The organism is Streptomyces sp. WZ-12 (assembly GCF_028898845.1).
Taxonomy (GTDB): Bacteria; Actinomycetota; Actinomycetes; order Streptomycetales; family Streptomycetaceae; genus Streptomyces.
Window position 1 is genome coordinate 5,501,114 of record NZ_CP118574.1, and the last position, 25,707, is coordinate 5,526,820.

15 protein-coding genes and 3 rRNA genes are annotated in these 25,707 nt (G+C 68.9%); 12 read left to right on the forward strand and 6 right to left on the reverse strand.

Annotated elements, in window-relative coordinates; all coding sequences use genetic code 11:
• Positions 1 to 4: 4 nt before the first annotated feature.
• From manA to PV796_RS23880, 4 genes are all read left to right on the forward strand, one after another.
• Complete coding sequence (gene manA / locus PV796_RS23865; RefSeq protein WP_274915405.1) at positions 5 to 1,207, forward strand: mannose-6-phosphate isomerase, class I; 1,203 nt, start codon at positions 5 to 7, stop codon at positions 1,205 to 1,207.
• A gap of 117 nt (positions 1,208 to 1,324) precedes the next feature.
• Positions 1,325 to 2,266: a cation diffusion facilitator family transporter gene (locus PV796_RS23870; RefSeq protein ID WP_274915406.1), complete on the forward strand. Its 942-nt coding sequence runs from the start codon at positions 1,325 to 1,327 to the stop codon at positions 2,264 to 2,266.
• 381 nt (positions 2,267 to 2,647) lie between these two features.
• Positions 2,648 to 4,105 carry an adenosylhomocysteinase gene (ahcY, locus tag PV796_RS23875; RefSeq protein WP_274915407.1) on the forward strand — a complete coding sequence of 486 codons (1,458 nt, stop codon included), beginning with the start codon at positions 2,648 to 2,650 and terminating at the stop codon, positions 4,103 to 4,105.
• Positions 4,106 to 4,264: 159 nt separating this feature from the next.
• A complete protein-coding gene (locus PV796_RS23880; protein WP_274915408.1) occupies positions 4,265 to 4,879 on the forward strand; it encodes a hypothetical protein in 615 nt (204 codons plus the stop codon).
• A gap of 157 nt (positions 4,880 to 5,036) precedes the next feature.
• Here PV796_RS23880 and PV796_RS23885 read toward each other — a convergent pair whose 3' ends face one another.
• Entirely contained in the window at positions 5,037 to 6,065 is a 1,029-nt protein-coding gene (locus PV796_RS23885; RefSeq protein WP_274915409.1) for an RDD family protein, read from the reverse strand.
• Between the two features lie 117 nt (positions 6,066 to 6,182).
• On the opposite strand from PV796_RS23885, the gene PV796_RS23890 reads away from it, so the two are divergent.
• From PV796_RS23890 to rrf, 4 genes are all read left to right on the forward strand, one after another.
• Positions 6,183 to 7,190, forward strand: coding sequence for a stage II sporulation protein M (locus tag PV796_RS23890; protein ID WP_274915410.1), 1,008 nt, complete (start codon positions 6,183 to 6,185; stop codon positions 7,188 to 7,190).
• A gap of 767 nt (positions 7,191 to 7,957) precedes the next feature.
• Positions 7,958 to 9,485 (forward strand): 16S ribosomal RNA (locus PV796_RS23895).
• Between the two features lie 304 nt (positions 9,486 to 9,789).
• A 23S ribosomal RNA gene (locus tag PV796_RS23900) occupies positions 9,790 to 12,910 on the forward strand.
• A 71-nt stretch (positions 12,911 to 12,981) separates the two neighbouring features.
• Positions 12,982 to 13,098, forward strand: a 5S ribosomal RNA gene (gene rrf / locus PV796_RS23905).
• Together the 16S, 23S and 5S rRNA genes form the textbook arrangement of a ribosomal RNA operon.
• Before the next feature lie 409 nt (positions 13,099 to 13,507).
• Here rrf and PV796_RS23910 read toward each other — a convergent pair.
• Genes PV796_RS23910 through PV796_RS23930 form a run of 5 tightly spaced genes read right to left on the reverse strand, consistent with a single transcriptional unit; the run spans position 13,508 to position 19,313 of the window.
• Complete coding sequence (locus tag PV796_RS23910; protein WP_274915411.1) at positions 13,508 to 14,818, reverse strand: DUF58 domain-containing protein; 1,311 nt, start codon at positions 14,816 to 14,818, stop codon at positions 13,508 to 13,510.
• A 9-nt stretch (positions 14,819 to 14,827) separates the two neighbouring features.
• Positions 14,828 to 15,793: an AAA family ATPase gene (locus PV796_RS23915; protein WP_274915413.1), complete on the reverse strand. Its 966-nt coding sequence runs from the start codon at positions 15,791 to 15,793 to the stop codon at positions 14,828 to 14,830.
• The gene (locus PV796_RS23920) at positions 15,774 to 16,997 is read right to left on the reverse strand and encodes a DUF4350 domain-containing protein (RefSeq protein WP_274915415.1); all 1,224 of its coding nucleotides are present in this window, start codon (positions 16,995 to 16,997) and stop codon (positions 15,774 to 15,776) included. The genes PV796_RS23915 and PV796_RS23920 overlap by 20 nt, the downstream gene beginning before the upstream one ends.
• A complete protein-coding gene (locus PV796_RS23925) occupies positions 16,994 to 17,686 on the reverse strand; it encodes a DUF4129 domain-containing protein (protein ID WP_274915416.1) in 693 nt (230 codons plus the stop codon). Before PV796_RS23925 ends, PV796_RS23920 begins: the two co-directional genes overlap by 4 nt.
• Positions 17,687 to 17,690: 4 nt before the next feature.
• Entirely contained in the window at positions 17,691 to 19,313 is a 1,623-nt protein-coding gene (locus tag PV796_RS23930; RefSeq protein ID WP_274915418.1) for a DUF7544 domain-containing protein, read from the reverse strand.
• Positions 19,314 to 19,468: 155 nt separating this feature from the next.
• Between PV796_RS23930 and mtnA the strand changes: the two genes are divergently transcribed.
• From mtnA to PV796_RS23950, 4 genes are all read left to right on the forward strand, one after another.
• A complete protein-coding gene (mtnA, locus tag PV796_RS23935; RefSeq protein ID WP_274915419.1) occupies positions 19,469 to 20,641 on the forward strand; it encodes an S-methyl-5-thioribose-1-phosphate isomerase in 1,173 nt (390 codons plus the stop codon).
• A complete protein-coding gene (gene mtrA / locus PV796_RS23940; RefSeq protein ID WP_018542117.1) occupies positions 20,638 to 21,315 on the forward strand; it encodes a two-component system response regulator MtrA in 678 nt (225 codons plus the stop codon). The genes mtnA and mtrA overlap by 4 nt, the downstream gene beginning before the upstream one ends.
• Positions 21,316 to 21,379: 64 nt before the next feature.
• A complete protein-coding gene (gene mtrB, locus PV796_RS23945; protein ID WP_274915420.1) occupies positions 21,380 to 23,473 on the forward strand; it encodes an MtrAB system histidine kinase MtrB in 2,094 nt (697 codons plus the stop codon).
• On the forward strand, positions 23,463 to 25,379 hold the full coding sequence (locus tag PV796_RS23950) for an LpqB family beta-propeller domain-containing protein (RefSeq protein ID WP_446750624.1): 1,917 nt from the start codon (positions 23,463 to 23,465) through the stop codon (positions 25,377 to 25,379). The genes mtrB and PV796_RS23950 overlap by 11 nt, the downstream gene beginning before the upstream one ends.
• Positions 25,380 to 25,707 lie beyond the last annotated feature (328 nt).

Below are 25,707 nucleotides of genomic sequence, written 5' to 3' on the forward strand. Positions count from 1 at the left end.
CCCCATGGACCGCCTCGTCAACACCGTGCGCCCCTATGCCTGGGGCTCCCTCACCGCCCTCCCCGACCTCCTGGGCGTCCCGCCCACCGGCGAGCCGCAGGCCGAGCTGTGGCTCGGCGCCCACCCCGGCGCCCCCTCCCGCCTGGACCGCGGCGACGGCCCGGTCTCCCTCGCCGACGTGATAGCCGCCGACCCCGAGGCCGAACTGGGCGCCGAGACCGTCCGCGCCTTCGGCCCCCGGCTGCCGTTCCTGTTCAAGATCCTCGCCGCCGGCGCCCCGCTCTCCCTCCAGGTCCACCCCGACCGCATCCAGGCCGAGACCGGCTACGCCGCCGAGGAGGCCCGCGGCGTCCCCCTCGACGCCCCGCACCGCAACTACAAGGACCCGCACCACAAGCCCGAGTTGCTCTGCGCCCTCACCCCCTTCGACGGCCTGTGCGGCTTCCGGCACCCCGCCGAGGCCGCCGACCTCCTGGAGGGCCTCGACGTCGCCGACCTCAAGCCGTACGTCGACATCCTGCGCGCCAACCCCGAGGAATCCGCCCTGCGCGAGGTGCTCACCGCCGTCCTCGGCGCCGAACGGCACGCCATCGCCGAGACCGTCGAACGCGCCGCCACCGCCGCCGCCCACCTCGCCCCCAAGGGCGGACCGCACGCCGAGGCGTACGCCGCCTACGCCGACCTCGCCCACCACCACCCCGGCGACCCCGGCATCCTCGCCGCGATGCTGCTCAATCACGTCCAACTCCGGCCCGGCGAGGCCCTGTTCCTCGGCGCCGGCATCCCGCACGCCTACCTCAGCGGCCTGGGCGTCGAGTTGATGGCCAACTCCGACAACGTGCTCCGCTGCGGCCTCACCCCCAAGCACGTCGACGTCCCCGAACTCCTGCGCGTGGTCCGCTTCGAGCCCCGCGACGCCGGCGTGCTGCGCCCCGAGGACGTCGACGGCGAGGAGGTCTACGACACCCCCGTCGACGAGTTCCGCCTCTCCCGCTTCCTCCTCGCCCCCGGGGGGACCCCGCGCCCGTTGCCCGCCCGCACCCCGCAGATCCTGCTCTGCACCGCCGGCACCGTGCGCCTCACCAGCGACGCCGGCACCACCCGGGAGCTGACCCTGGCCCCCGGCGGCTCCGTCTTCGCCCCCGCCGGCGAACACCTCACCGCCTGCGGGGACGGCACCCTCTTCCGCGCCACCGTCGTCGCGTAACGGCCCGTCCGGCATCCGGCCGCCCGCCATCCCCCACCGGCCCGACTGCGACAATGACCGCCGCAACCGCGTTAAAGGAGCGGTAAAGCCCGGTCTACGGAAGGGACCTGCGCACCCATGAGCGCATCCGGCGGTACCAAGGCGATCGTTGCGGCGCTCAGCGCCAACCTGGCGATCGCCGCAGCCAAGTTCGTCGCCTTCGCCTTCAGCGGCTCGTCCTCGATGCTGGCCGAGGGCGTGCACTCGATCGCGGACTCCGGCAACCAGGGCCTGCTGCTCCTCGGCGGCAAGCGGGCCAAGCGCGCCGCCACCGCAGAACACCCCTTCGGCTACGGCCGCGAGCGCTACATCTACGGCTTCCTGGTCTCCATCGTCCTGTTCACCATCGGCGGCGTCTTCGCGCTCTACGAGGGCTGGGAGAAGATCCAGCACCCCCACCCGCTGGACAACTGGTACTGGCCGGTCGGCGTCCTGCTCTTCGCCGTCATCGCCGAGGGCTTCTCCTTCCGCACCGCCGTCAAGGAGTCCAACACGCTGCGCGGCCAGCAGACATGGACCCAGTTCATCCGCCGGGCCAAGGCTCCCGAACTCCCCGTCGTGCTGCTGGAGGACTTCGGCGCCCTGATCGGTCTGGTCCTCGCCCTCGGCGGCGTCGTCCTCACCCTCGTCACCGGCAACAGCGTCTGGGACGGCATCGGCACCATGGCGATCGGCGCCCTGCTGGTGCTGATCGCCCTCGTCCTCGCCGCCGAGACCAAGTCCCTGCTGCTCGGTGAGGCGGCCGGCCCGGACCAGATCGCCAAGATCCGCGCGGCCCTCGTCGACGGCGACGTCGTCACCCGCGTCATCCACATGCGCACCCTCCACCTCGGCCCCGAGGAACTCCTCGTCGCCGCCAAGATCGCCGTCGAGCACGACGACACCGCCCGCCAGATCGCCGACGCCATCAACGCCGCCGAGGCCCGCATCCGGGAAGCCGTCCCCATCGCCCGCGTCATCTACCTCGAACCCGACATCTACGACGAGCGGGCCGCCGCCGCGCCCCCCGGCACCAACTGACCACCGCGGGCCCCGCCACCCCCAGGGAGGCGGGGCCCGCACCGTCCCCCCGGGGCCCGCCCTCCCCGCACCACACGGAACAAGCCAACCAACCGCCCGACGAAGCCAAGCCGGCGGAGAAGACCATGCGGTCTGGGGCCACGGATCGGATCGGTGTAAATTCGACCCCAGTGCCAGACGTCGCTGCTGATGGCGGTCGGGCGGTCCGCACCGCGGACCGACCGAGGGAGAGAGGGCCTCCGACGGACTGCGCTGCGGCAAGGGGAGAGGTGTACCCGCCTCCCCGTAGGCTCGCCTACGCCCGGAGAACCCCGGGACCCCGACCCGCGCCGCAGACTGCCCGAAATGCCCGATCAACCTCGACTCCGAGGAGCAGCCCGTATGACCACAGCAGCCACCGGCCAGGACTTCAAGGTCGCCGACCTGTCCCTCGCCGCCTTCGGCCGCAAGGAGATCACCCTCGCCGAGCACGAGATGCCCGGCCTGATGGCGATCCGCAAGGAGTACGCCGCGCAGCAGCCGCTGAAGGGCGCGCGGGTCACCGGCTCGCTGCACATGACCGTGCAGACCGCCGTGCTGATCGAGACCCTGGTCGCCCTGGGCGCGCGGGTGCGCTGGGCGTCCTGCAACATCTTCTCCACCCAGGACCACGCCGCCGCGGCCATCGCGGTGGGCCCGAACGGCACGCCGGAGAACCCCCAGGGCGTCCCGGTCTTCGCCTGGAAGGGCGAGTCGCTTGAGGAGTACTGGTGGTGCACCGAGCAGGCGCTGACCTGGGCGGACGTCCCCACCGGTGGCCCGAACATGATCCTGGACGACGGCGGTGACGCCACCCTCCTCGTCCACAAGGGCGTGGAGTACGAGAAGGCCGGCCAGGCGCCGGCGGTGGAGTCCGCGGAGAACGAGGAGCACGCCGCGATCCTGGCGCTGCTCAACCGCACGCTGGCCGAACAGCCCCAGAAGTGGACGAAGTTGGCGTCCGAGATCCGTGGCGTGACGGAGGAGACCACCACCGGTGTCCACCGCCTCTACGAGATGCACCGCGACGGCGTCCTGCTGTTCCCGGCGATCAACGTCAACGACGCGGTGACCAAGTCGAAGTTCGACAACAAGTACGGCTGCCGCCACTCCCTCATCGACGGCATCAACCGGGCCACCGACGTCCTGATCGGCGGCAAGACCGCCGTCGTCTGCGGCTACGGCGACGTCGGCAAGGGGTGCGCCGAGTCCCTCCGCGGCCAGGGCGCCCGCGTGATCGTCACGGAGATCGACCCGATCTGCGCGCTGCAGGCGGCGATGGACGGCTACCAGGTCACCACCCTGGACGACGTGGTGGAGACGGCCGACATCTTCATCACCACGACGGGCAACAAGGACATCATCATGGCCGCGGACATGGCCAAGATGAAGCACCAGGCGATCGTGGGCAACATCGGCCACTTCGACAACGAGATCGACATGGCCGGATTCGCGAAGATCCCGGGCATCGTCAAGGACGAGGTCAAGCCCCAGGTGCACACCTGGACCCACCCGGACGGCAAGGTGCTCATCGTGCTGTCCGAGGGCCGGCTGCTGAACCTGGGCAACGCCACGGGTCACCCGTCGTTCGTGATGTCCAACTCCTTCGCGGACCAGACGCTGGCGCAGATCGAGCTGTTCACCAAGCCCGAGCAGTACCCGACCGACGTGTACGTGCTGCCCAAGCAGTTGGACGAGAAGGTCGCCCGGCTGCACCTGGACGCGCTGGGCGTCAAGCTCACCACCCTGCGCCCGGAGCAGGCCGAGTACATCGGCGTGGAGGTCGAGGGCCCGTACAAGCCCGACCACTACCGCTACTGAGCCGCCACCGGTCCGCCCGCGGACCGGCACCCGGCACCCCCAGCAGCCGCTGGCACCAGGCCCTCGCCCTCCGGGCGGGGGCCTGGCCCGCAGAACCCCCGGAAACCCCCGCGCCACCCGCGCACCGCCCCACCCCCCGCTCCCAAGGACTGCACCCCCATGCCCCGCGGCCACTACTCCCTGCACGACCCGCACGACCACACCCCCCTCGGCGAAGAACACTTCCACTGCGCCACTGGCCCCTCCGGCTGGCGCTACGTCTCCCAGACCCTCAACACCGCCGGCGAACACACCGGCTCCGTCGACCTCACCCTCGACGAACTCGGCCGCCCCCTCCGCCTCGAACTGCACGCCGTCGCCTGGCAGGTCCGCGGCGCCGCCCTCGACGGCGTCACCTGGGTACGCACCGACCCCACCGGCACCCACGCCACCGAGGGCAACGTCCCCGCCCACGCCTTCACCGGCGCCTCACCGGCGTTCCTCGTCGCCACCGCCCGGCTGCTGCGCCTCACCGCCGGCGCCGGAGCCACCCGCGTCCGCCTCGTCGCCTTCACACCCCCCGTCCTCGCACCCCGCACCCTCGACCAGTCCTGGGCGCTGCTCTCCAGCACACCACACGCCACTGACAACGCCCCGCTGATCGCCGACGAGTACCAGGTCACCGACCTCGAAACCGGCGAACAGCACGCCGTCCACCTCGCCGGCGACGTCGTCCTCGCCGCCCCCGGCATCGAACTCGAATCCCTCGACTCGCCGCCCTCGACGTTCACCTGACGCGGAGGAAGGGAGCGGCACCGCACGCACCACACCGCGAGCCGAAGCACCACTGCCGATGAACGCGAGCCGGTGGACGGGCAGTTGGCCCCCACCCGCCCTGCCGTCCTCACTGGTTGCCCGTCTCGCGACTGCCCCCGCGCGCCTTCCGTCCGGCTCACACCGGCGGCGCGAACCCCGTCCCGCCGCCCGTCGACGACCGCCCACGCGGCCCGTCACCCGGCACGTCCTCTCCCGCGGGCCGGGCCACCTGGCCAGCCACCGCCTGCCCTGTCGCCACGGCACCCCCGGGCGCAGCCCACGCCCCACCGGCCACCACCGCACCCCTCTTACCCGAGGACGCTGCTCCCACCACAGCGCCACCCGTCGGCACCCCGCCCCCAGGGGCCGCACCCCCGGGCACGCCCCCCGAAGCCACCCCCGGAACGCCGCCCTCCCCGAACGCCCGCCGGGACTCCCGCCCCTGCCGTTCGCGCACCACCGCGGCCAGGTACACCACCGGATCCACCCCCGCCGGCAGCTCCGCCCCCGCGAAGCCCCGCAGATCCCCGGCGAGCCGCCAGGCCACCGCCGCGCCCGCCTGCGGGTCCAACTCGCCCAGCCGCCCCAGGCATTGCCGCACGGCCAGCCACCACCCGTCCGGGACCCGCGACAGATCGAGCCCCCCGACCTCCCCGGCCAGCCACGGCGGCGGCTCCGGCAACTGCACGCCCGCGCCCTCCGCCTCGGGCACCCGCTCCCGTATTACCAGCGTCCCGGCGAACACGTCGCCCAGGCGCCGCCCCCGAGCCGACACCAGGGACGCCACCGATGCCAACACCCCCATCGTCATCACGATCTCGACGGCCCCCATGGCACCCCGCACCAGCGCGTGCCGGAACCGGATCGGCCCTCCGTCCTCCCGGACCACCCGCAGCCCACAGATCAGCTTCCCCAACGACCGCCCGTGGCTCAGCGTTTCGACCGCGATCGGGACCCCGACCTGCACCAGCACGAACGTCGCCACCTGGACGGCCGCCAGCACCGCACTGTCCATCGAGGACGCCGCGCTCAGCATCACCAGCGTCACCGCGATGTATGTCCCCCAGGCCACCGCGAGATCGACCGCCACCGCCAGCCCACGGCTCGCCAGCCGCGCCGGCCGCAGCCCGAGCACCACCGCTTCCCCCGTCACCAGCTGACTCACGCACCCACTCCCTCTCGTCCCACCGCGGTCCCACCCCCGAAGACCCGGGGCCCCGCGTCCGGCCAGTCTGCCAAGCTGGCCCGGCACCCACCCACCGCGCTGCGAGGAGCGAACCGTATGGACCTGGATGTCTTCGTCACGGCCCACAGCGCCGAATGGGACCGACTGGAAGCCCTGTTGCGCCGCAAGCGCCATCTCACCGGCGCCGAGGCCGACGAACTCGTCATCCTCTACCAACGCACCACCACCCACCTCTCGCTCCTCCTCTCCAGCGCCCCCGACCCCGCCCTGACCGGCCGCCTGACCTCCCTCGTGGCCCGCGCCCGCAGCAAGGTCACCGGCGCCCGCAAGGCGTCCTGGCGCGACGCCGCCCACTTCTTCACCACCTCGTTCCCCGCCGCCGTCTACCGCCTGCGCCGCTGGTGGATCCCCACCGCGGTGCTCTCCCTCACCGCCGCCGCCCTCCTGGCCTGGTGGATATCGGCCCACCCGGAGGTCCAGGCCACCCTCGGCGCCCCACAGGACCTACGCGAGATGACCCGCCCCGGCGGCCAGTACGAGGCGTACTACTCCAACCACCCCGCCGCGGCCTTCGCCGCCCAGGTATGGACGAACAACGCCCAGGCCGTCGCCCTCTGCCTGGTCCTCGGCGCCTTCCTCGGCCTCCCCGTCCTCTGGGTCCTCTTCCAGAACATGCTCAACCTCGGCGCCGGCCTGGGCCTGATGTCCTCCGCAGGCCGCCTCGACACCTTCCTCGGCCTCCTCCTCCCGCACGGCCTCCTCGAACTCACTGCCGTCTTCGTCGCCGCCGGAATCGGCCTCCGCCTCGGCTGGACGGTCATCGACCCGGGCCCCCGCACTCGCCGCACGGCCCTGTCCGAAGAAGGTCGCTCCGCCCTGGGCGTGGCCATCGGCCTCGCCGCCGTCCTCTTCGTCTCCGGCATCCTCGAAGGCTTCATCACCCCCTCCGCCCTCCCCACCTGGGCCCGCATCAGCATCGGCGTCCTCGCCGAGCTGGCGTTCCTCACCTACGTCTACGTCCTGGGCGGCCGCGCCGTACGCGTCGGCGAGACCGGCGACATCGCCCCCACCGACCGCGATGCCCTCCTCCCCACCGCCGCCTGACGTGCGCATACCCCCGCTGACCTGCTAATCTCCTTTTCACCCCAGTAACCCGTTGACACGGGTAGCAGGGGGAGGTAGATTCAAACGGTTGCAACGAACTGGACAAATTCGATCGCGACGGTTAGTCTCAATCTCCGCTCCGGCCGCACCTTTCAGATCGGTGGAGCGTATCCGGCCTTTCACTGGAAGTCTCACCCGATCTTTCGGGTCGATCTTCTTCTGATAAAGTCGGAAAAGCCGAAAGGCAAGCCCCTTCGACGGGCAATTCAGAGCGAAATTCGAACCAGCCGCTCAGCGGCCGGAAACGAAGGAAGATCTGATAAAGTCGGAAAGACCGAAAAGCGAAAGCGAAGCGGTTGAACCCCGCTCCAACAGGGGGCCGGAGACGGAAACGGATCTGGTAAGGTTGGAATCGCGAAGAAGCCGAAAGGTCGAATCGCACCGGCGAAAATCAGGGCCGAAAGGATCTGATAGAGTCGGAGACGCAAGACTGAAGGGAAGCGCCCGGAGGAAGCCCGCGAGGGCAGGCCGAAGGAAGCGTCCGTTCCTTGAGAACTCAACAGCGTGCCAAAAGTCAACGCCAGATATGTTGATACCCCGTTCCCCACATCGTGGGGGATGAGGTTCCTTTGAAAAGTCCTTCCAAGTTTCTTGGGAGGCGCACACAGCGAGGACGCTGTGAACCACGGGGATTATTCCTCCTTGTGGTTCCGCTCAACGCGAGTGTCTCACCGGCGGTTTTTAGTTAAACGCAGTCGGGTAAAGCATTCACGGAGAGTTTGATCCTGGCTCAGGACGAACGCTGGCGGCGTGCTTAACACATGCAAGTCGAACGATGAACCTCTTTCGGGAGGGGATTAGTGGCGAACGGGTGAGTAACACGTGGGCAATCTGCCCTTCACTCTGGGACAAGCCCTGGAAACGGGGTCTAATACCGGATATGACACGGGATCGCATGGTTTCGTGTGGAAAGCTCCGGCGGTGAAGGATGAGCCCGCGGCCTATCAGCTTGTTGGTGGGGTGATGGCCTACCAAGGCGACGACGGGTAGCCGGCCTGAGAGGGCGACCGGCCACACTGGGACTGAGACACGGCCCAGACTCCTACGGGAGGCAGCAGTGGGGAATATTGCACAATGGGCGAAAGCCTGATGCAGCGACGCCGCGTGAGGGATGACGGCCTTCGGGTTGTAAACCTCTTTCAGCAGGGAAGAAGCGAGAGTGACGGTACCTGCAGAAGAAGCGCCGGCTAACTACGTGCCAGCAGCCGCGGTAATACGTAGGGCGCAAGCGTTGTCCGGAATTATTGGGCGTAAAGAGCTCGTAGGCGGCTTGTCGCGTCGGATGTGAAAGCCCGGGGCTTAACCCCGGGTCTGCATTCGATACGGGCAGGCTAGAGTTCGGTAGGGGAGATCGGAATTCCTGGTGTAGCGGTGAAATGCGCAGATATCAGGAGGAACACCGGTGGCGAAGGCGGATCTCTGGGCCGATACTGACGCTGAGGAGCGAAAGCGTGGGGAGCGAACAGGATTAGATACCCTGGTAGTCCACGCCGTAAACGTTGGGAACTAGGTGTGGGCGACATTCCACGTCGTCCGTGCCGCAGCTAACGCATTAAGTTCCCCGCCTGGGGAGTACGGCCGCAAGGCTAAAACTCAAAGGAATTGACGGGGGCCCGCACAAGCAGCGGAGCATGTGGCTTAATTCGACGCAACGCGAAGAACCTTACCAAGGCTTGACATACACCGGAAACGGCCAGAGATGGTCGCCCCCTTGTGGTCGGTGTACAGGTGGTGCATGGCTGTCGTCAGCTCGTGTCGTGAGATGTTGGGTTAAGTCCCGCAACGAGCGCAACCCTTGTTCTGTGTTGCCAGCATGCCTTTCGGGGTGATGGGGACTCACAGGAGACTGCCGGGGTCAACTCGGAGGAAGGTGGGGACGACGTCAAGTCATCATGCCCCTTATGTCTTGGGCTGCACACGTGCTACAATGGCCGGTACAATGAGCTGCGATGCCGTGAGGTGGAGCGAATCTCAAAAAGCCGGTCTCAGTTCGGATTGGGGTCTGCAACTCGACCCCATGAAGTCGGAGTTGCTAGTAATCGCAGATCAGCATTGCTGCGGTGAATACGTTCCCGGGCCTTGTACACACCGCCCGTCACGTCACGAAAGTCGGTAACACCCGAAGCCGGTGGCCCAACCCCTTGTGGGAGGGAATCGTCGAAGGTGGGACTGGCGATTGGGACGAAGTCGTAACAAGGTAGCCGTACCGGAAGGTGCGGCTGGATCACCTCCTTTCTAAGGAGCACTTCTTACCAAGTTTTGTGCTTGGTCAGGGGCCAGTACATCGGCGAGTGTCTGATGCTGGTTGCTCATGGGTGGAACGTTGACTATTCGGCACGATCGGTTTGGGACTGTTAGTACTGCTTCGGCGTGGAACGCGGGGTCTTGGCTGGTTGTGTTGGGCGCGCTGTTGGGTGTCTGAGGGTGCGAGCGTTGCTCGTCCTTCGGTGTGCCGGTCCCGGTGTAGGTCTGCTTGGTGCAGGTTGTGACGGGTGGCTGGTCGTTGTTTGAGAACTGCACAGTGGACGCGAGCATCTGTGGCCAAGTTTTTAAGGGCGCACGGTGGATGCCTTGGCACCAGGAACCGATGAAGGACGTGGGAGGCCGCGATAGGCCCCGGGGAGCTGTCAACCGAGCTTTGATCCGGGGGTGTCCGAATGGGGAAACCCGGCAGTCGTCATGGGCTGTCACCCGCTGCTGAACACATAGGCAGTGTGGAGGGAACGCGGGGAAGTGAAACATCTCAGTACCCGCAGGAAGAGAAAACAACCGTGATTCCGGGAGTAGTGGCGAGCGAAACTGGATGAGGCTAAACCGTATTGGTGTGATACCCGGCAGGGGTTGCCAGTGCGGGGTTGTGGGAGCTTTCTTGATCGGTCTGCCGGCCGGTCGGTGAGTCAGAAACCGTTGATGTAGGCGAAGGACATGCGAAAGGTCCGGCGTAGAGGGTAAGACCCCCGTAGCTGAAACGTCAGCGGCTTGCTTGAGAGCCACCCAAGTAGCACGGGGCCCGAGAAATCCCGTGTGAATCTGGCGGGACCACCCGTTAAGCCTAAATATTCCCTGGTGACCGATAGCGGATAGTACCGTGAGGGAATGGTGAAAAGTACCGCGGGAGCGGAGTGAAATAGTACCTGAAACCGTGTGCCTACAAGCCGTGGGAGCGTCGCGCAGAGACTTTGTTTCTGCGTCGTGACTGCGTGCCTTTTGAAGAATGAGCCTGCGAGTTAGCGGTGTGTAGCGAGGTTAACCCGTGTGGGGAAGCCGTAGCGAAAGCGAGTCCGAAGAGGGCGTTGAGTTGCACGCTCTAGACCCGAAGCGGAGTGATCTAGCCATGGGCAGGTTGAAGCGGAGGTAAGACTTCGTGGAGGACCGAACCCACCAGGGTTGAAAACCTGGGGGATGACCTGTGGTTAGGGGTGAAAGGCCAATCAAACTCCGTGATAGCTGGTTCTCCCCGAAATGCATTTAGGTGCAGCGTCGTGTGTTTCTTGCCGGAGGTAGAGCACTGGATAGGCGATGGGCCCTACCGGGTTACTGACCTTAGCCAAACTCCGAATGCCGGTAAGTGAGAGCGCGGCAGTGAGACTGTGGGGGATAAGCTCCATGGTCGAGAGGGAAACAGCCCAGAGCATCGACTAAGGCCCCTAAGCGTGTGCTAAGTGGGAAAGGATGTGGAGTCGCAGAGACAACCAGGAGGTTGGCTTAGAAGCAGCCATCCTTGAAAGAGTGCGTAATAGCTCACTGGTCAAGTGATTCTGCGCCGACAATGTAGCGGGGCTCAAGTACACCGCCGAAGTCGTGTCATTGCCATGAGAGCCCTAACGGGTGTGGTGATGGGTAGGGGAGCGTCGTGTGCCGGGTGAAGCAGCCGTGGAAACGAGTTGTGGACGGTTCACGAGTGAGAATGCAGGCATGAGTAGCGATACAAGAGTGGGAAACTCTTGCGCCGATTGACTAAGGGTTCCTGGGTCAAGCTGATCTGCCCAGGGTAAGTCGGGACCTAAGGCGAGGCCGACAGGCGTAGTCGATGGACAACCGGTTGATATTCCGGTACCCGCTTTGGAGCGCCCAATACTGAATCAGGCGATGCTAAGTCCGTGAAGCCGCCCTGGAGCCTTCGGGCAAAGGGGAGTGGTGGAGCCGACGGACCAGACTTGTAGTAGGTAAGCGATGGGGTGACGCAGGAAGGTAGTCCAGCCCGGGCGGTGGTTGTCCCGGGGTAAGGGTGTAGGCCGTGTGGTAGGTAAATCCGTCACATGTTAAGGCTGAGACCTGATGCCGAGCCGATTGTGGTGAAGTGGATGATCCTATGCTGTCGAGAAAAGCCTCTAGCGAGCTTCATGGCGGCCCGTACCCTAAACCGACTCAGGTGGTCAGGTAGAGAATACCGAGGCGTTCGGGTGAACTATGGTTAAGGAACTCGGCAAAATGCCCCCGTAACTTCGGGAGAAGGGGGGCCATTTCTGGTGATGACATTTTCTGTCTGAGCTGGGGGTGGCCGCAGAGACCAGCGAGAAGCGACTGTTTACTAAAAACACAGGTCCGTGCGAAGCCGTAAGGCGATGTATACGGACTGACGCCTGCCCGGTGCTGGAACGTTAAGGGGACCGGTTAGTCTGGATTCGTTCAGGCGAAGCTGAGAACTTAAGCGCCAGTAAACGGCGGTGGTAACTATAACCATCCTAAGGTAGCGAAATTCCTTGTCGGGTAAGTTCCGACCTGCACGAATGGCGTAACGACTTCTCGACTGTCTCAACCATAGGCCCGGTGAAATTGCATTACGAGTAAAGATGCTCGTTTCGCGCAGCAGGACGGAAAGACCCCGGGACCTTTACTATAGCTTGATATTGGTGTTCGGTTCGGCTTGTGTAGGATAGGTGGGAGACTGTGAAGCGCCAACGCCAGTTGGTGTGGAGTCGTTGTTGAAATACCACTCTGGTCGTGCTGGATGTCTAACCTGGGTCCGTGATCCGGATCAGGGACAGTGTCTGGTGGGTAGTTTAACTGGGGCGGTTGCCTCCTAAAGGGTAACGGAGGCGCCCAAAGGTTCCCTCAGCCTGGTTGGTAATCAGGTGTTGAGTGTAAGTGCACAAGGGAGCTTGACTGTGAGACTGACGGGTCGAGCAGGTACGAAAGTAGGGACTAGTGATCCGGCGGTGGCTTGTGGAAGCGCCGTCGCTCAACGGATAAAAGGTACCCCGGGGATAACAGGCTGATCTTCCCCAAGAGTCCATATCGACGGGATGGTTTGGCACCTCGATGTCGGCTCGTCGCATCCTGGGGCTGGAGTCGGTCCCAAGGGTTGGGCTGTTCGCCCATTAAAGCGGTACGCGAGCTGGGTTTAGAACGTCGTGAGACAGTTCGGTCCCTATCCGCTGCGCGCGTAGGAGTCTTGAGAAGGGCTGTCCCTAGTACGAGAGGACCGGGACGGACGGACCTCTGGTGTGCCAGTTGTTCTGCCAAGGGCATGGCTGGTTGGCTACGTTCGGAAAGGATAACCGCTGAAAGCATCTAAGCGGGAAGCCTGCTTCGAGATGAGGGCTCCCTCCCACTTGATGGGGTAAGGCTCCCAGTAGATGACTGGGTTGATAGGCCAGATATGGAAGCATCGTAAGGTGTGGAGTTGACTGGTACTAATAGGCCGAGGGCTTGTCCTCAGTTGCTCGCGTCCACTGTGTTGGTTCTGAAGCCACGAACAGACCAACGGTTGTTCTAAGTTTCATAGTGTTTCGGTGGTTTTAGCGTTAGGGAAACGCCCGGTTACATTTCGAACCCGGAAGCTAAGCCTTTCAGCGCCGATGGTACTGCAGGGGGGACCCTGTGGGAGAGTAGGACGCCGCCGAACTTCTTTTATGGCTCCGGCCTCTGAATCGTAAGATTCGGGGGTCGGAGCCTTTTTTGCGTTGTTGTTGTGGTGGTTGGTGGTTGGTGGTTGTGGTGTTGGAGCCTCGTTCCTGGGTTTGGCTTGGGGTGGGGCTTTTTTGCGTTGTGGGGCGGGTGTTGGTTTGTGGTGGGGCCGGGTTTCAGCAGTGTGTGCGGGTGAGACAGGCATGTTGTTGGGGGCCGTGGTGGGCCGCACGTATCCGTGTGGATAGAAAGGCAACGCAGTTGATCGTGGGGTGGGGTGCGCAAGGCCGAGGGTGCAAGGGCGCAGTGGAGGGGACCGGTGGAAGGGAGGGGCCGTCTGGCCTGCTTGTGGTGTGGAGGGGGCAACGGATGGGGGCGGGGCCATGCCGTGCTGTGTGGGGTGGTGGTTAGAGGCGGCCGGCGGACTTGAGGGAGAGGTAGGCGTCGGCGAGGTCGGGGGCCAGGTGGGCCGGAGTGGAATCGAGGACCGTGATGCCGTGGCGGCGGAGGCGGTCGGCGGTGCGGCGGCGGGCGGCGCGGGTCTGTTCCGCGGCGGCGGCCGCGTAGACGGCCTGCGGGGTGCGGCGGCCGGCGGCCATCTCTTCGATACGGGGATCGGCGACGGCGGCGACGATGAGTTCGTTGCGTTGGGTGAGGGTGGGGAGGACCGGGAGGAGGGCCTCTTCCGTGGGGGCCGGGTCGAGGCCGGTGAAGAGGACGATCAGGGAGCGACGGGTGGCGTGGCGGTGGATGGTTGCGGCCAGGCCGCGGGCGTCCGCTTCGATGAGTTCCGGTTCCAGGGGCGCGAGGGCGTCGGTGAGGGCCGGCAGGAGGTCGCGGGCGGTGCGACCCTGTACGGAGGCGCGTACCCGGCGGTCGTAGGCGAGGAGGTCGACGCGGTCGCCGGCGCGGGCGGCGAGGGCGGCGAGGAGCAGGGCGGCGTCCATGGAGGCGTCGAGGCGGGGGATGTCGCCGACGCGGCCAGCGGAGGTGCGGCCGGTTTCCAGGACGAGGAGGATGCGCCGATCGCGTTCGGGGCGCCAGGTGCGGACCGCGACGGTCTGCCGGCGGGCGGTGGCGCGCCAGTCGATGGAGCGGGTGTCATCGCCGGGGGTGTAGTCGCGGAGGCTGTCGAATTCGGTGCCCTCACCGCGCGTCAGGATGCTGGTGCGGCCGTCGAGTTCGCGGAGCCGGGCCAGTTTGGCGGGGAGGTGCTTGCGGCTGGTGAACGGAGGCAGGACTCGCAGGGTCCAGGGGACGTGGTGGCTTCCTTGGCGGGCGGCCAGGCCGAGCGGGCCGTAGGAGCGGACCGTGACGCGGACGGCGTGGTGATCGCCGCGGCGGGTGGGGCGGAGCGTGGTGGTCAGGCGGCGTCGTTCGCCGGCGGGGACGCGGAGGGCGTGGCGGGACGCGGGGATGTCGTCGCCGGGGCGGAAGGAGCTCGGGGGCCAGGCGTCGCGGAGCTCGGCACGTAGGGGGCGGCGGCCTGGGTTGGTGAGGGTGAGGCGGATGTGGGCTTCGCCCGTTAGTCGAACGCTTGTATCACCGGTTCGGGTGAAATGGAGCTTTCGCACTGGCGCGGCGAGGGCCAGATCGCACACGATTGCTATCAGCAAGGCGAGTTGGACGGTGAGGATCCCGAGCCAGCCGGGGAGCGCGAAGCCCACGACGAGGGCTCCGAGTGCGGAGAGGAGAGCGGTACGTCCGGTGAGGGCCACGGGCTTGCCTCAGCGGGGGACAGGGAGATGAGCGAGCACGGCGCTGATCACGGAGTCAGCGGTGACTCCTTCCATCTCGGCCTCGGGCCGGAGTTGGATGCGGTGCCGGAGGGTGGGGAGAGCCAGGGCTTTGACGTCGTCGGGCGTGACGTAGTCGCGGCCGGTGAGCCAGGCCCAGGCACGTGAAGTGGAGAGCAGGGCGGTGGCTCCTCGGGGGGAGACGCCGAGAGACAGCGAGGGGGATTCGCGCGTGGCACGGCAGATATCGACGATGTAGCCGGTGACTTCGGGGGAGACGGCCGTCTTGGCGACGGCGTCGCGAGCTGCTTCGAGGTCGGCGGCGGAGGCGACGGGGCGGAGTCCCGCGGCGTTCAGATCGCGAGGGCTGAAGCCGGCTGCGTGCCGGGTGAGGATGTCTATCTCGTCCTGACGGGCGGGCAGCGACATCGTGAGCTTCAGCAGGAAGCGGTCGAGCTGGGCCTCGGGCAGGGGGTAAGTGCCCTCGTACTCCGTGGGGTTCTGGGTTGCGGCGACGAGGAACGGCTCGGGAAGTGGGCGAGGCGTGCCGTCGACGGTCACCTGGCGCTCTTCCATCGCTTCGAGCAGGGACGCCTGGGTCTTGGGGGGCGTGCGGTTGATCTCGTCGGCGAGCAGGAGGTTGGTGAAGACTGGGCCGGGCTGGAAGGAGAACTCGGCGTTGCGGGTGTCGTAGACCAGCGAACCGGTGACGTCACTGGGCATCAGATCGGGGGTGAACTGTACGCGCTTGGTGTCGAGTTCGAGGGCTGTCGACAGGGCGCGGACGAGCAGGGTCTTGGCGACGCCGGGGACGCCTTCGAGGAGTACGTGACCGCGGCAGAGCAGGGCGACGACCAGGCCGGTGACGGCGGGGTCCTGGCCTACGACGGCCTTGGCTATCTCGGTGCGCAGTTCCTCAAGGGAGGCTCGGGCGCTGTCAGCGGTCGGGGTGCTCACGAGGTGCGTGCCTCTCTTGGGAAACGATCGAGCTTTCGAGTGTGTCGAGTTGGTCGGCCAGGTGCACCAGGGCCTTGTCGTCCGCCGGGGCGGGGCCGAACAGCAGGGACTGGAGGTCGGTCGTGGCCAGGGGGGCGGTGCCCAACTGGGTGCGGACGGCCGGGAGGAGGACGTCGGGGGTGTGGGCGTGCGCGGCGGGCACGCCGATCAAGGGGGCGAGCCGGTCGCGGGTCGCCGAGCGCAGGACGGCCGAGGCCCGGTCGCGGGCGTGGGCCTGTTCGTAGAGGCGGGCGTGGCCCTCGGTGGTTTCGGTGGCCGGGACGGTGACCGGGAGTCGTTCGGGCACCAACGGGCCGAGCCGGCGGGCGCGCCACAGGGCCGCGCAGAGGGCGGCGAGGGCGAGTTGGAGGAGGGCCCAGCGCCAGCCGGCGGGGATGAGGCCGAGCAGACCGGGCTTGTCGTCCGGGACGGTGGAGGACGGGTCGCTGACGGAGGGGAGGTACCAGACCACATGTTTGTGCGTACCGAGGAGTTGAAGGGCCAGCGAGGCGTTGCCGCGCTCGGCGAGGTGCTGGTTGTAGAGGAAGTCGGGGGAGCCGAGGAGGACCGTGTCACGGTCGGCGTCGAGTGCGGGGAGGCGCAACAGGGCGGAGTAACCGCTCGCGTCGTAGCAGCGGTCGACCGAGGGGGCGGAGGTGGTGTAGCGGAGACCGCCGAGGAGCACGTCGCCCGCGCTGCGGGCCGCGGGCAGCGAACAGCCGGGCTGGCGCGCCGCGTTGCCGATCTGCGGTTCGACTTGGACGGTCGGCGCGAGGACCTGGAGGGAGGTGGCGCCGGGGGCGAGCAGGACGGTGCGGCCGGGAGCGCGGTCGGCCGCTGCGGAGAGGCTGGTCAGCTGGCCCTCGGTCAGGACGTCGGGGGCGGTGATGAGCAGGGTGCTGTCCGGGCCGGCCGCGGCGGCGGCCTCCTCGGAGGTGGTCACGACCTGGGTGGTGACGCCGTGGGCGGACAGGAGTTGGGCGAGGGCCCGGCTGCCGGTCTGGTCCGCGGAGCGGGGGTCGAGCCGGCCGTGTTGTTCGCCGGACCGCAGAGTGGCGAGGACGATGCCGCCGATGACGAGCAGCAGCAGGCCCAGCAGGACGCCCCGGGAGCGGGTCCACAGGCGGTGCGCGGTGTGGCTGGGAGTCGTGGTGGCCGTGGTCATCCGCGGCTCCTGGTTGAGGCAGCGGCCAGGTGGGGCTTGGCGCGCTGGAGCTCGGTGTCGAGGTCGGCCAGGAGGGCGTGCGCCCGTTCCGTTCCGGGGCGCCCGCCGTATGCAACGTCGTCGAAGGTGCGGGCCGCCGTGCGCAGTTGTCCGGCGTACGCGGGTAGGACGAGGCCGGCCTCGGCGGCCGCCTCGTCGGCGGTGCGGCCCGGGCCGGGGGTGAGCAGGGCGCGCTCTTCCAGGGCGAGGACGAGGGCGCGCATCCGTTCCTGGACGGCCTCGTTCCAGTGGCCCTCGGCCGCGTGCCGGTCGGCGGTCGCGCGGTGTTGGGCGGCGGTCCGGGGCGTATCGGGGAAGAGGGCGCCGAGCGTGGTCGGGGTGCGGCGCACCGCGCCGAGCCGCAGCCGGAGGGCGACGATCAGCAGCACGACGAACGCGGCGAGTGCGATGAGCCCGACCCAGCCGCCAGGAGTGGCGCCGGCGGCGGAGTGGAAGAGCTCGCCGACATGGTCCCAGAGCCAATTCAGGGCGCGCTGGAGCAGGTTGGGGTCGTGCTGGTGGTACCGGGGATCGGACAGCTCGCGTTCCGCCGCCTCACGGGCGGGGACGCGAGAGATCCGTACCGGTGTGTCCTCGTCGGAGAGCGCGGTGAGGCGCACGAGCGCGGCGATCTTCCCCCCTGTGGTCACCGCATCAGCTTCCCGGCGCGGCGTCGGTCGGGCGTGGGCCAGGAATGTCGGTGGACGGCTCCGCGGGTGCCGACGGAGTGTCGGGCGTCTCGTCGGCGGCGGGTGCGGTCGGGTTCGGTGCCGCGTTCTCGCCCTCGGAGGGGTGGGTCTTCGTCAGTTGAACGTTCGCCGGCTGAGCGGCCGTTGGCTGACGCTCCGTCGGGTGTGTTGGGGCTGTCGCCACCTGGTCGGACGGGGCGTCAACCGTCCGTTCCGTGACGGCGGTTGCGCCCGGCGCGGCGTCGGGGGCGGTCCGGGGGGCCGGGGCGGTGCCGGTGGCCTGCGGCGCGGCGGGAGCCTCGGCGCCGTAGCCGGGGAGGCCGGCGGCACGGGCGAGTTCGAGGTCGAGCGCCTCGCGGCGGATGCGCTGGTCGACGTAGAGGAGGGCGGTGACGCCGGCGCTGATCGGGAGCGCGACCGTCGAGCTGATGACCGCGCCGATGCCCATCGTGATCAGGAACGACCAGCCGGTGGAGCCGCTGGCGCCGTTGGCCCAGTCCATCAGGCTCTCACCGTCTATCAGGAAGGCGATGAGGGTGGCCGGGATCTGGACGATGAACTCGACCATGACGATCAGCAGGTAGGCCAGGAGCTGGATGCCCAGCACCCGCCACCAGGCGCCCCGGACCAGCTTGGCGGAGCGGTGCAGGGAGGCGAAGACGCCCTGCTTCTCCAGCATCAGAGCCGGGGAGGCCAGGCTGTAGCGGACCCACAACCAGATGCTCACGCAGGCGGCGGCGAACAGGCCGAGCAGGGAGAGCAGCAGGCCGACGGAGAGCGGGCCGGAGGCGGAGACGAGGAGACCCGGGGCGAGACCGGCCGCGAACACGGCGGTGACGACCAGCGAGAGCAGGAGGACCAGGCCGAGCAGTCGCGGGAGTTGGGGACGGGCGTCGCGCCACGCCTCCTTGGTGGTCACCGAGCGGCCCAGCACCGACCGGCTGACGATCATGGTCAGCATGCCGGTGGCGACGATCGTCGCGAGCAGTCCGATGACCGAGCTGATGGCGGAGCCGGCGAGGGAGTCGCTCATGTCGCTCATGAGCTGGCGCAGCGGCGGTCCGGAGCCCTCGTCGAGGGCGGCGCGGGGATTGGGGCCGGGGAACCACAGGCCGGAGACGAGCGTGACGGCTGTCTGCGAGATCACCGCGACGATCAGCGAGATTCCCAGCACGGTGCGCCAGTGGGCGCGCATGGTGGCCACCGCGCCGTCGAGGATCTCGCCGACGCCCAGCGGGCGCAGCGGGATGACGCCCGGCTTGGCGGCGGGTGGCGTTGCCGCCCAGCCTCCGCCCCAGCCGGGGGCGCCGCCGGGGCCCGGCGGGGTGGTCCAGCCGCCCCGGGGCTGGCCGGACGAGGCGCGGGTGCGGTCACCGGTGCCACGGCCGCTCTGGCCGGGGATACCGGCCGGGGCCGTCCACTGCCCAGGGGGCGGCTGGTTGCTGGACCAGCTCGGTGGGGCCGCCTGCTCGGGCGCGCCGGGGCGGTCTTCCGGAGCGGCCGGCTGGGTGGGCTGCTCCGAGGCACCGCGGTCCGGCTGGTCGGAGGGGGAGGATCCGGGCGAGGCCCAGCCCGGAGAGTTGTTCATCGTCGCTCCTTCTTGCTGCCCGTCCGCCGGGGCGGCGGCCGGGGTCCGGGGTCCGCGGTGTCAGTCATCGTGTCATGGCCGATGGCGCTCTGTACCCGTGCCCTTCGAGGAAGACGACCTTCTGTTGGGCGGGTGGTCGGCGGCAGACTGAGGCCATGGCTGATCAGCACGAAGCACCGGAGGCGGGCGGTGGGTCGCTCGCGATCCCGTCGTTGCGCTGGGCGGAACCACCCGAGGGCCCGGCCGTGGTCCTTCTCGACCAAACGCGGCTGCCAGCAGAGGAGGCCGAACTGGTCTGCGCGGACGTCCCGACGCTGGTGCGGGCGATCCGGACGTTGGCCGTGCGCGGGGCGCCGCTGTTGGGCATCGCGGGCGCGTACGGCGTTGCGCTGGCCGCGGCGCGGGGGCTCGACGTCGAGGAGGCCGCGGAGGCACTGGCGCACGCCCGACCGACCGCGGTCAACCTCGGTTACGGCGTCCGGCGCGCGGCCGCGGCGTACCGGCGGTCGGTGGCCGGCGGCGCCGGTCCGGAGGATGCGGCAGGGGCGGCGCTGGCCGAGGCGCGGGCCGTCCACGGGGAGGACCGGGCGGCCAGCGCGCGCATGGCGGAGCACGGTCTGGCGCTGCTGGGCGAGCTGCTGCCCGGTGGCGGACATCGGATTCTCACGCACTGCAACACGGGTGCCCTGGTCTCCGGAGGAGAGGGGACCGCCCTGGCGGTGGCGCTGGCGGCGCACCGGGCGGGCGCGCTGCGGCGGTTGTGGGTGGATGAGACCCGGCCGCTGCTGCAAGGGGCACGGCTGACCGCCTACGAGGCGGCGCGCGCCGGGATGGCGTACACGGTGCTGGCGGACGGCGCTGCGGGTTCGCTGTTCGCCGCCGGTGAGGTGGACGCCGTGCTCATCGGCGCCGACCGGATCGCGGCGGACGGCGCGGTGGCCAACAAGGTCGGGAGCTATCCCCTGGCCGTGCTCGCCCGCCACCACGGCGTCCCGTTCGTGGTGGTGGCACCGACCAGCACGGTGGATCTGGAGACGAAGGAGGGGAGCGCCATAGAGGTGGAGCAGCGGCCGGGCGGCGAGGTGACGGAGTTCTCCCTGCCGCACCTGCGAGGTGCCGGAGGGGAGGCCGGCGGCGGGGTGCCGGTGGCGCCGTTGGGCGCGCCGGCCTACAACCCGGCCTTCGACGTCACGCCCGCGGAGCTGGTGACGGCGATCGTCACGGAGGCCGGGGTGGTGTCGCCGGTGACCGGCGAGCGTCTGGCGGACGTGTGTTCCGCCTCACGATGGAGAACGTCACGATCAGGTAATGGGATGATGGCCGAATGAAGGGACGCGTCCTGGTCGTCGACGACGACACCGCACTGGCAGAGATGCTCGGCATCGTGCTGCGTGGTGAGGGCTTTGAACCGTCGTTCGTGTCGGACGGCGACAAGGCGCTCGCTGCGTTCCGCGAGACCAAGCCCGATCTTGTACTGCTCGACTTGATGTTGCCCGGACGGGACGGCATCGAGGTGTGCCGGCTGATCCGGGCCGAGTCGGGCGTACCGATCGTCATGCTGACCGCCAAGAGCGACACGGTGGATGTGGTGGTCGGCCTCGAATCGGGTGCGGACGACTATGTCGTCAAACCGTTCAAGCCCAAGGAGCTGGTGGCCCGGATCCGGGCGCGGCTGCGGCGCTCGGAGGAGCCGGCGCCCGAGCAACTGGCCATCGGGGACCTCGTCATCGACGTGGCGGGGCACTCCGTGAAGCGGGACGGGCAGTCGATCGCGCTGACCCCGTTGGAGTTCGATCTGCTGGTGGCGCTGGCGCGCAAGCCGTGGCAGGTGTTCACCCGCGAGGTGCTGCTGGAGCAGGTCTGGGGCTATCGGCACGCCGCGGACACCCGGCTCGTCAACGTCCATGTGCAGCGGCTGCGTTCGAAGGTCGAGCGGGACCCGGAGCGACCGGAGATCGTGGTGACCGTGCGCGGCGTCGGCTACAAGGCCGGGCCTAGCTGAGATGGCCCGGGACGGTTCGGCCCCCGAGGGACAGCGGGGTCGCACCGTCGCTCCTGCGGGTGATATGTCCTTTTCGGATCGGTTGGCGGCACGGCTGCTGCGCGGCGGGCAACTGCTGCCCGACGGCGCGGTGAGCGGGCCGGTCCACCCCCTGCTGCGGCTCTTCAGCCGCTGGGTGCGCCGCCCGCTGCTGCCCGCACTGCGACTGTGGCGGCGCAACATCCAACTCCGGGTGGTCGCCACCACGTTGCTGATGTCGCTGGCCGTGGTGCTGTTGCTCGGCGTCGTGGTCGTCGGCCAGGTCCGCAACGGCCTGCTGACCGCCAAGGCACAGGCCGCCCAGAGCCAGGCCGTCGGCGGCTTTGAGGTCGCCCGGAAGCTGGCCGACGGCGGCGACGACAACCACACCGACGACAGCAACCGCACCGCCAGCCGCGGCTCCCAGGATTCCGCGACCTGGTTGACCAGCCTCGTCGAGCAGCTCGCCAGCGGCGGCCAGGGCGTGTTCTCGGTCGTCGCGCTCAGCTCCGACTCCGACGAGCCGTTCGGCGACGCCACGCCCGGCACCCGAGGACCGCGCGCCTCCGGGGACGTCGATCCCGAGCGCAGCGTCCCGCCGGACCTGCGGCGGAAGTTGGACAGCAAGTCCGGGACGTTCCGCCAGTACACCCAGATCCGGCGCATCGGATCCAACGACGGCATGCCGGCGTTGATCATCGGCAAGCGGCTCAACGACATCAACGGCAACCAGTACCAGCTCTACTACCTCTTCCCGTTCAACCAGGAAGAGGAGTCGCTGAAGCTGGTCACCGGCACGCTGGCGACCGCCGGGGTGTTCGTGGTGATCCTGCTCGGCGCCATCGCCTGGCTGGTGGTCCGTCAGGTCGTCACGCCGGTGCGGATGGCCGCGGGGATCTCCGAGCGGCTGGCCGCCGGCCTCCTCCAGGAGCGGATGAAGGTCACCGGCGAGGACGACATCGCCCGGCTCGGCGAGTCCTTCAACAAGATGGCGCAGAACCTCCAACTCAAGATCCAGCAGTTGGAGGAACTGTCCCGGATGCAGCGGCGGTTCGTCTCCGACGTCTCGCACGAGCTGCGCACCCCGCTCACCACCGTGCGGATGGCCGCCGATGTCATCCACGAGGTGCGGGACGAGTTCGACCCGGCCACCGCGCGCTCCGCGGAGCTGCTGCGCGGCCAGCTCGACCGCTTCGAGTCGCTGCTCGCCGAACTGCTGGAGATCAGCCGGTTCGACGCCGGCGCGGCGGCCCTGGAGGCCGAGCCGGTCGACCTGCGCGATGTGGTCCACCGCGTCATCGAGGGCGCCGAACCGCTCGCCGAGCGCACGGGCACCCGCATCGTCGTGCGCGGTGCCGAGCACCCCGTCATGGCCGAGGCCGATCCGCGCCGGGTGGAGCGGATCCTGCGCAACCTCGTCGTCAACGCCGTCGAGCACGGCGAGGGCCGCGACGTCGTGGTCCGGCTGGCGTCCGCGGGCGGTCGCAGCGACGGCGCGGTGGCCGTCGCGGTCCGGGACTACGGCGTCGGCCTCAAGCCCGGCGAGGCGACCAGGGTCTTCAACCGCTTCTGGCGCGCGGACCCGGCCCGGGCCCGGACGACCGGCGGCACCGGGCTCGGCCTCTCCATCGCCATCGAGGACGCCCGGCTGCACGGCGGTTGGCTCCAGGCGTGGGGCGAGCCGGGCGGCGGCTCCCAGTTCCGACTGACGCTGCCCCGTACGGCCGGCGAGGCGCTGCGTGGCTCCCCGATACCCCTGGAGCCGGAGGACTCCCGGCGCCACCGCGGCCTGGACGAGAACGGGCGGCCCCGCGCGGGCCGCAAGCCCGCCACCGTCCCGGCCCAGCCGCGCCCCGGCACGCCGCACGCCCCGGCCCGGCCGGCATCGACCCCGGCCGCGCTGCCCCCCGGCGGCTCCCGCGCGCTGCCCCCGCAAGGAACCGCGCCGACGACCGAGGACGCGCGCGCCGACGACACGGCACCCGACGACACGACACCCAACACTGCACCGGGCGCGGACGCACCGGGCGCGGACGTGCCGGACAACGGTGCGGGGCGGCGCGGCGGTCCGGCCGCGGACCGCACCGAGCAGGAAACCGTAGGCGATGTGGAGCGGGAAGGCGGGCGGCGTGGGCGCTGAGCACGAAGGGACGCGCACCGCGAGGCTCCGGGGGTGGATACCGCGGCGCGCCGGCACCGCGCACCCGGGACGCCTGGGGCGGATGGGCCGGAAGGCCGTTCTGCTGGGCTGCGCCGGGGCGTTGCTGGCCGGCTGTGCCTCGATGCCGGACGGCGGCGACGTCACGGCCGTCGACCCGTCCCCGCGCGCCGACGGCGACTCCCAGGTGCGGGTCTACGGCGTGCCGCCGGCGGAGGGCGCCCAACCCACCAACATCGTGCGCAGCTTCCTGGACGCGACCACCAGCGACGAGGCGGACTTCCGCACGGCCAGGATGTATCTGGCCTCGTCGGCGAAGCGGACCTGGCGGCCGTTCCTGATGACCAACGTGCTCCAGGAGCGGCCCAAGTCCGAGCCGGAGGCCCAGCCCGGCCGTGAGGGCGGCGACGGCTACACCGTCACGCTCGCCGGCAGTCAGGTCGCGACGGTGGACGGCAACCATGCCTACACCCCGGAGGAGAAGCCGTACCGCGCGACCATCCACCTCATCAAGGAGGGGGACCAGTGGCGCATCGACCGGCTGCCCGACGGGCTGGTGTTGGGGCAGTCCGACTTCCAGCGCATCTACCGCTCCGTCAACAAGTACTACTTCGCCTCCTACAAGTCCGAGTCGGACGACCCCAAGGCGAGCAAGAACGTCCTCGTCGCCGACCCGGTCTACCTGCGACAGCGGATAAAACCGATCACGTCCAGCGTGGATGCGCTGCTCACCGGGCCCACCGACTGGCTGGACCGGGTGACGAGTTCGGCGTTCCCGCCCGGCACCCGGCTCGCCGCCCGCGACCTGTCCCTGGATGACAGCAACAGCCTCCAGGTCAAGCTCAGCAAGCAGGCGGTGAACACCGACACCGCCCAGTGCAAGCGGATGGCGGCGCAACTCTTCTTCACCGTCCAGGACATGACGCGCGCCTCGAAGATCAGCGAGGTGGAGCTCCAGGACCCGAGCGGCAACTCGCTGTGCGCGCTGACCCAGGATCAGGCCAACCAGGACTTCGCGGCGCCGGGGCACAACGGGCCCGCCGGCCGGGAGTACTTCATCGACGCCGAGCACCGCGTCGTCGCGATGTCGGATGCGACCACCGAACCGACGCCGGTGCAGGGGCCGTTCGGCACCGGCCAGACCCCGCTGCGCTCGATCGCCATCTCCCGCGGGGAGACGACCGCGGCCGGGGTGTCCGGCGACGGCCGGTATCTGTACGTGGCCGGGCTGGAGGCCGGCGCCGCACGCGGCGCGCCACTGATGACCAGTACGAGCACCAATACCAGCACGGGCAAGGGCGCCGACGAGGGCCTGACCGCGCCGAGTTGGGACGGGCTGGGCGACCTGTGGATCGCCGACCGGGACGCGCACGGGTCGCGGTTGCTGCGGATGCGCGAGGGCAAGGGCGACCCCGAGGAGGTCTCGGTGCCCGGCCTCGGCAAACGCCGGATCAAGGCGATCAAGGTGGCCGCGGACGGCATCCGGATCGCGATCCTGGTCGAGGACAAGGGCCGTACGACGCTCCAACTCGGCCGGGTCGAGCGGGACGGCACCTCGGCGCACCCCGTGCTGTCGGTGCAGGAACTGCGGCCGATCGCGCCCCAGTTGGAGGACGTGGTGGCGGCCTCCTGGGCGGGCGGCAGCCGACTGGTGGTCGTGGGCCGGGAGGCCGGCGGGGTGCAGCAGATGCAGTTCATGGAGACCGACGGTTCGGCGTCGGACGCGCAGACGCTGCCCGGTGTCAACGGCGTGAAGGCGGTGGCCGCTTCGGAGGACGAGACCCGCCCGCTGATCGCGGACGCCACGGAGGGCATCGTGCGACTCCCTCCGGACGCGAACTGGAAGACGGTGGCGAAGGACGGGACGGCGCCGGTCTATCCGGGGTGAGGGCTCCGCTTGCCGGCGTGCTGCTGATTGCAGTCGGGGGCTTGGCGGTCGTTGTGGCCTTCCGGCTTTCTGACCTTCTGGCCTTCTGGGCTTGTTCGTGGGGTGCGTTGGGCGCCGGCGTCTGAGGCGGGTGCTTCTGGCGTGGGGTGCTCGGTGGCGGGTGGTTGGCTTCTTGTGGGTGACTGGCAGGTGCGTGGCTCTCGGGGTGGGTGGATGAGCGGCGCCTCCCTCCCGCGTACCGGGTCCGTTGCCGGCGGCGTGTAGCCGTGCCCGTGCCCCGGCGTGGGCGCATGGCCGTGCCTGCTGTTGAGCGGCGGCGGATGGGCGG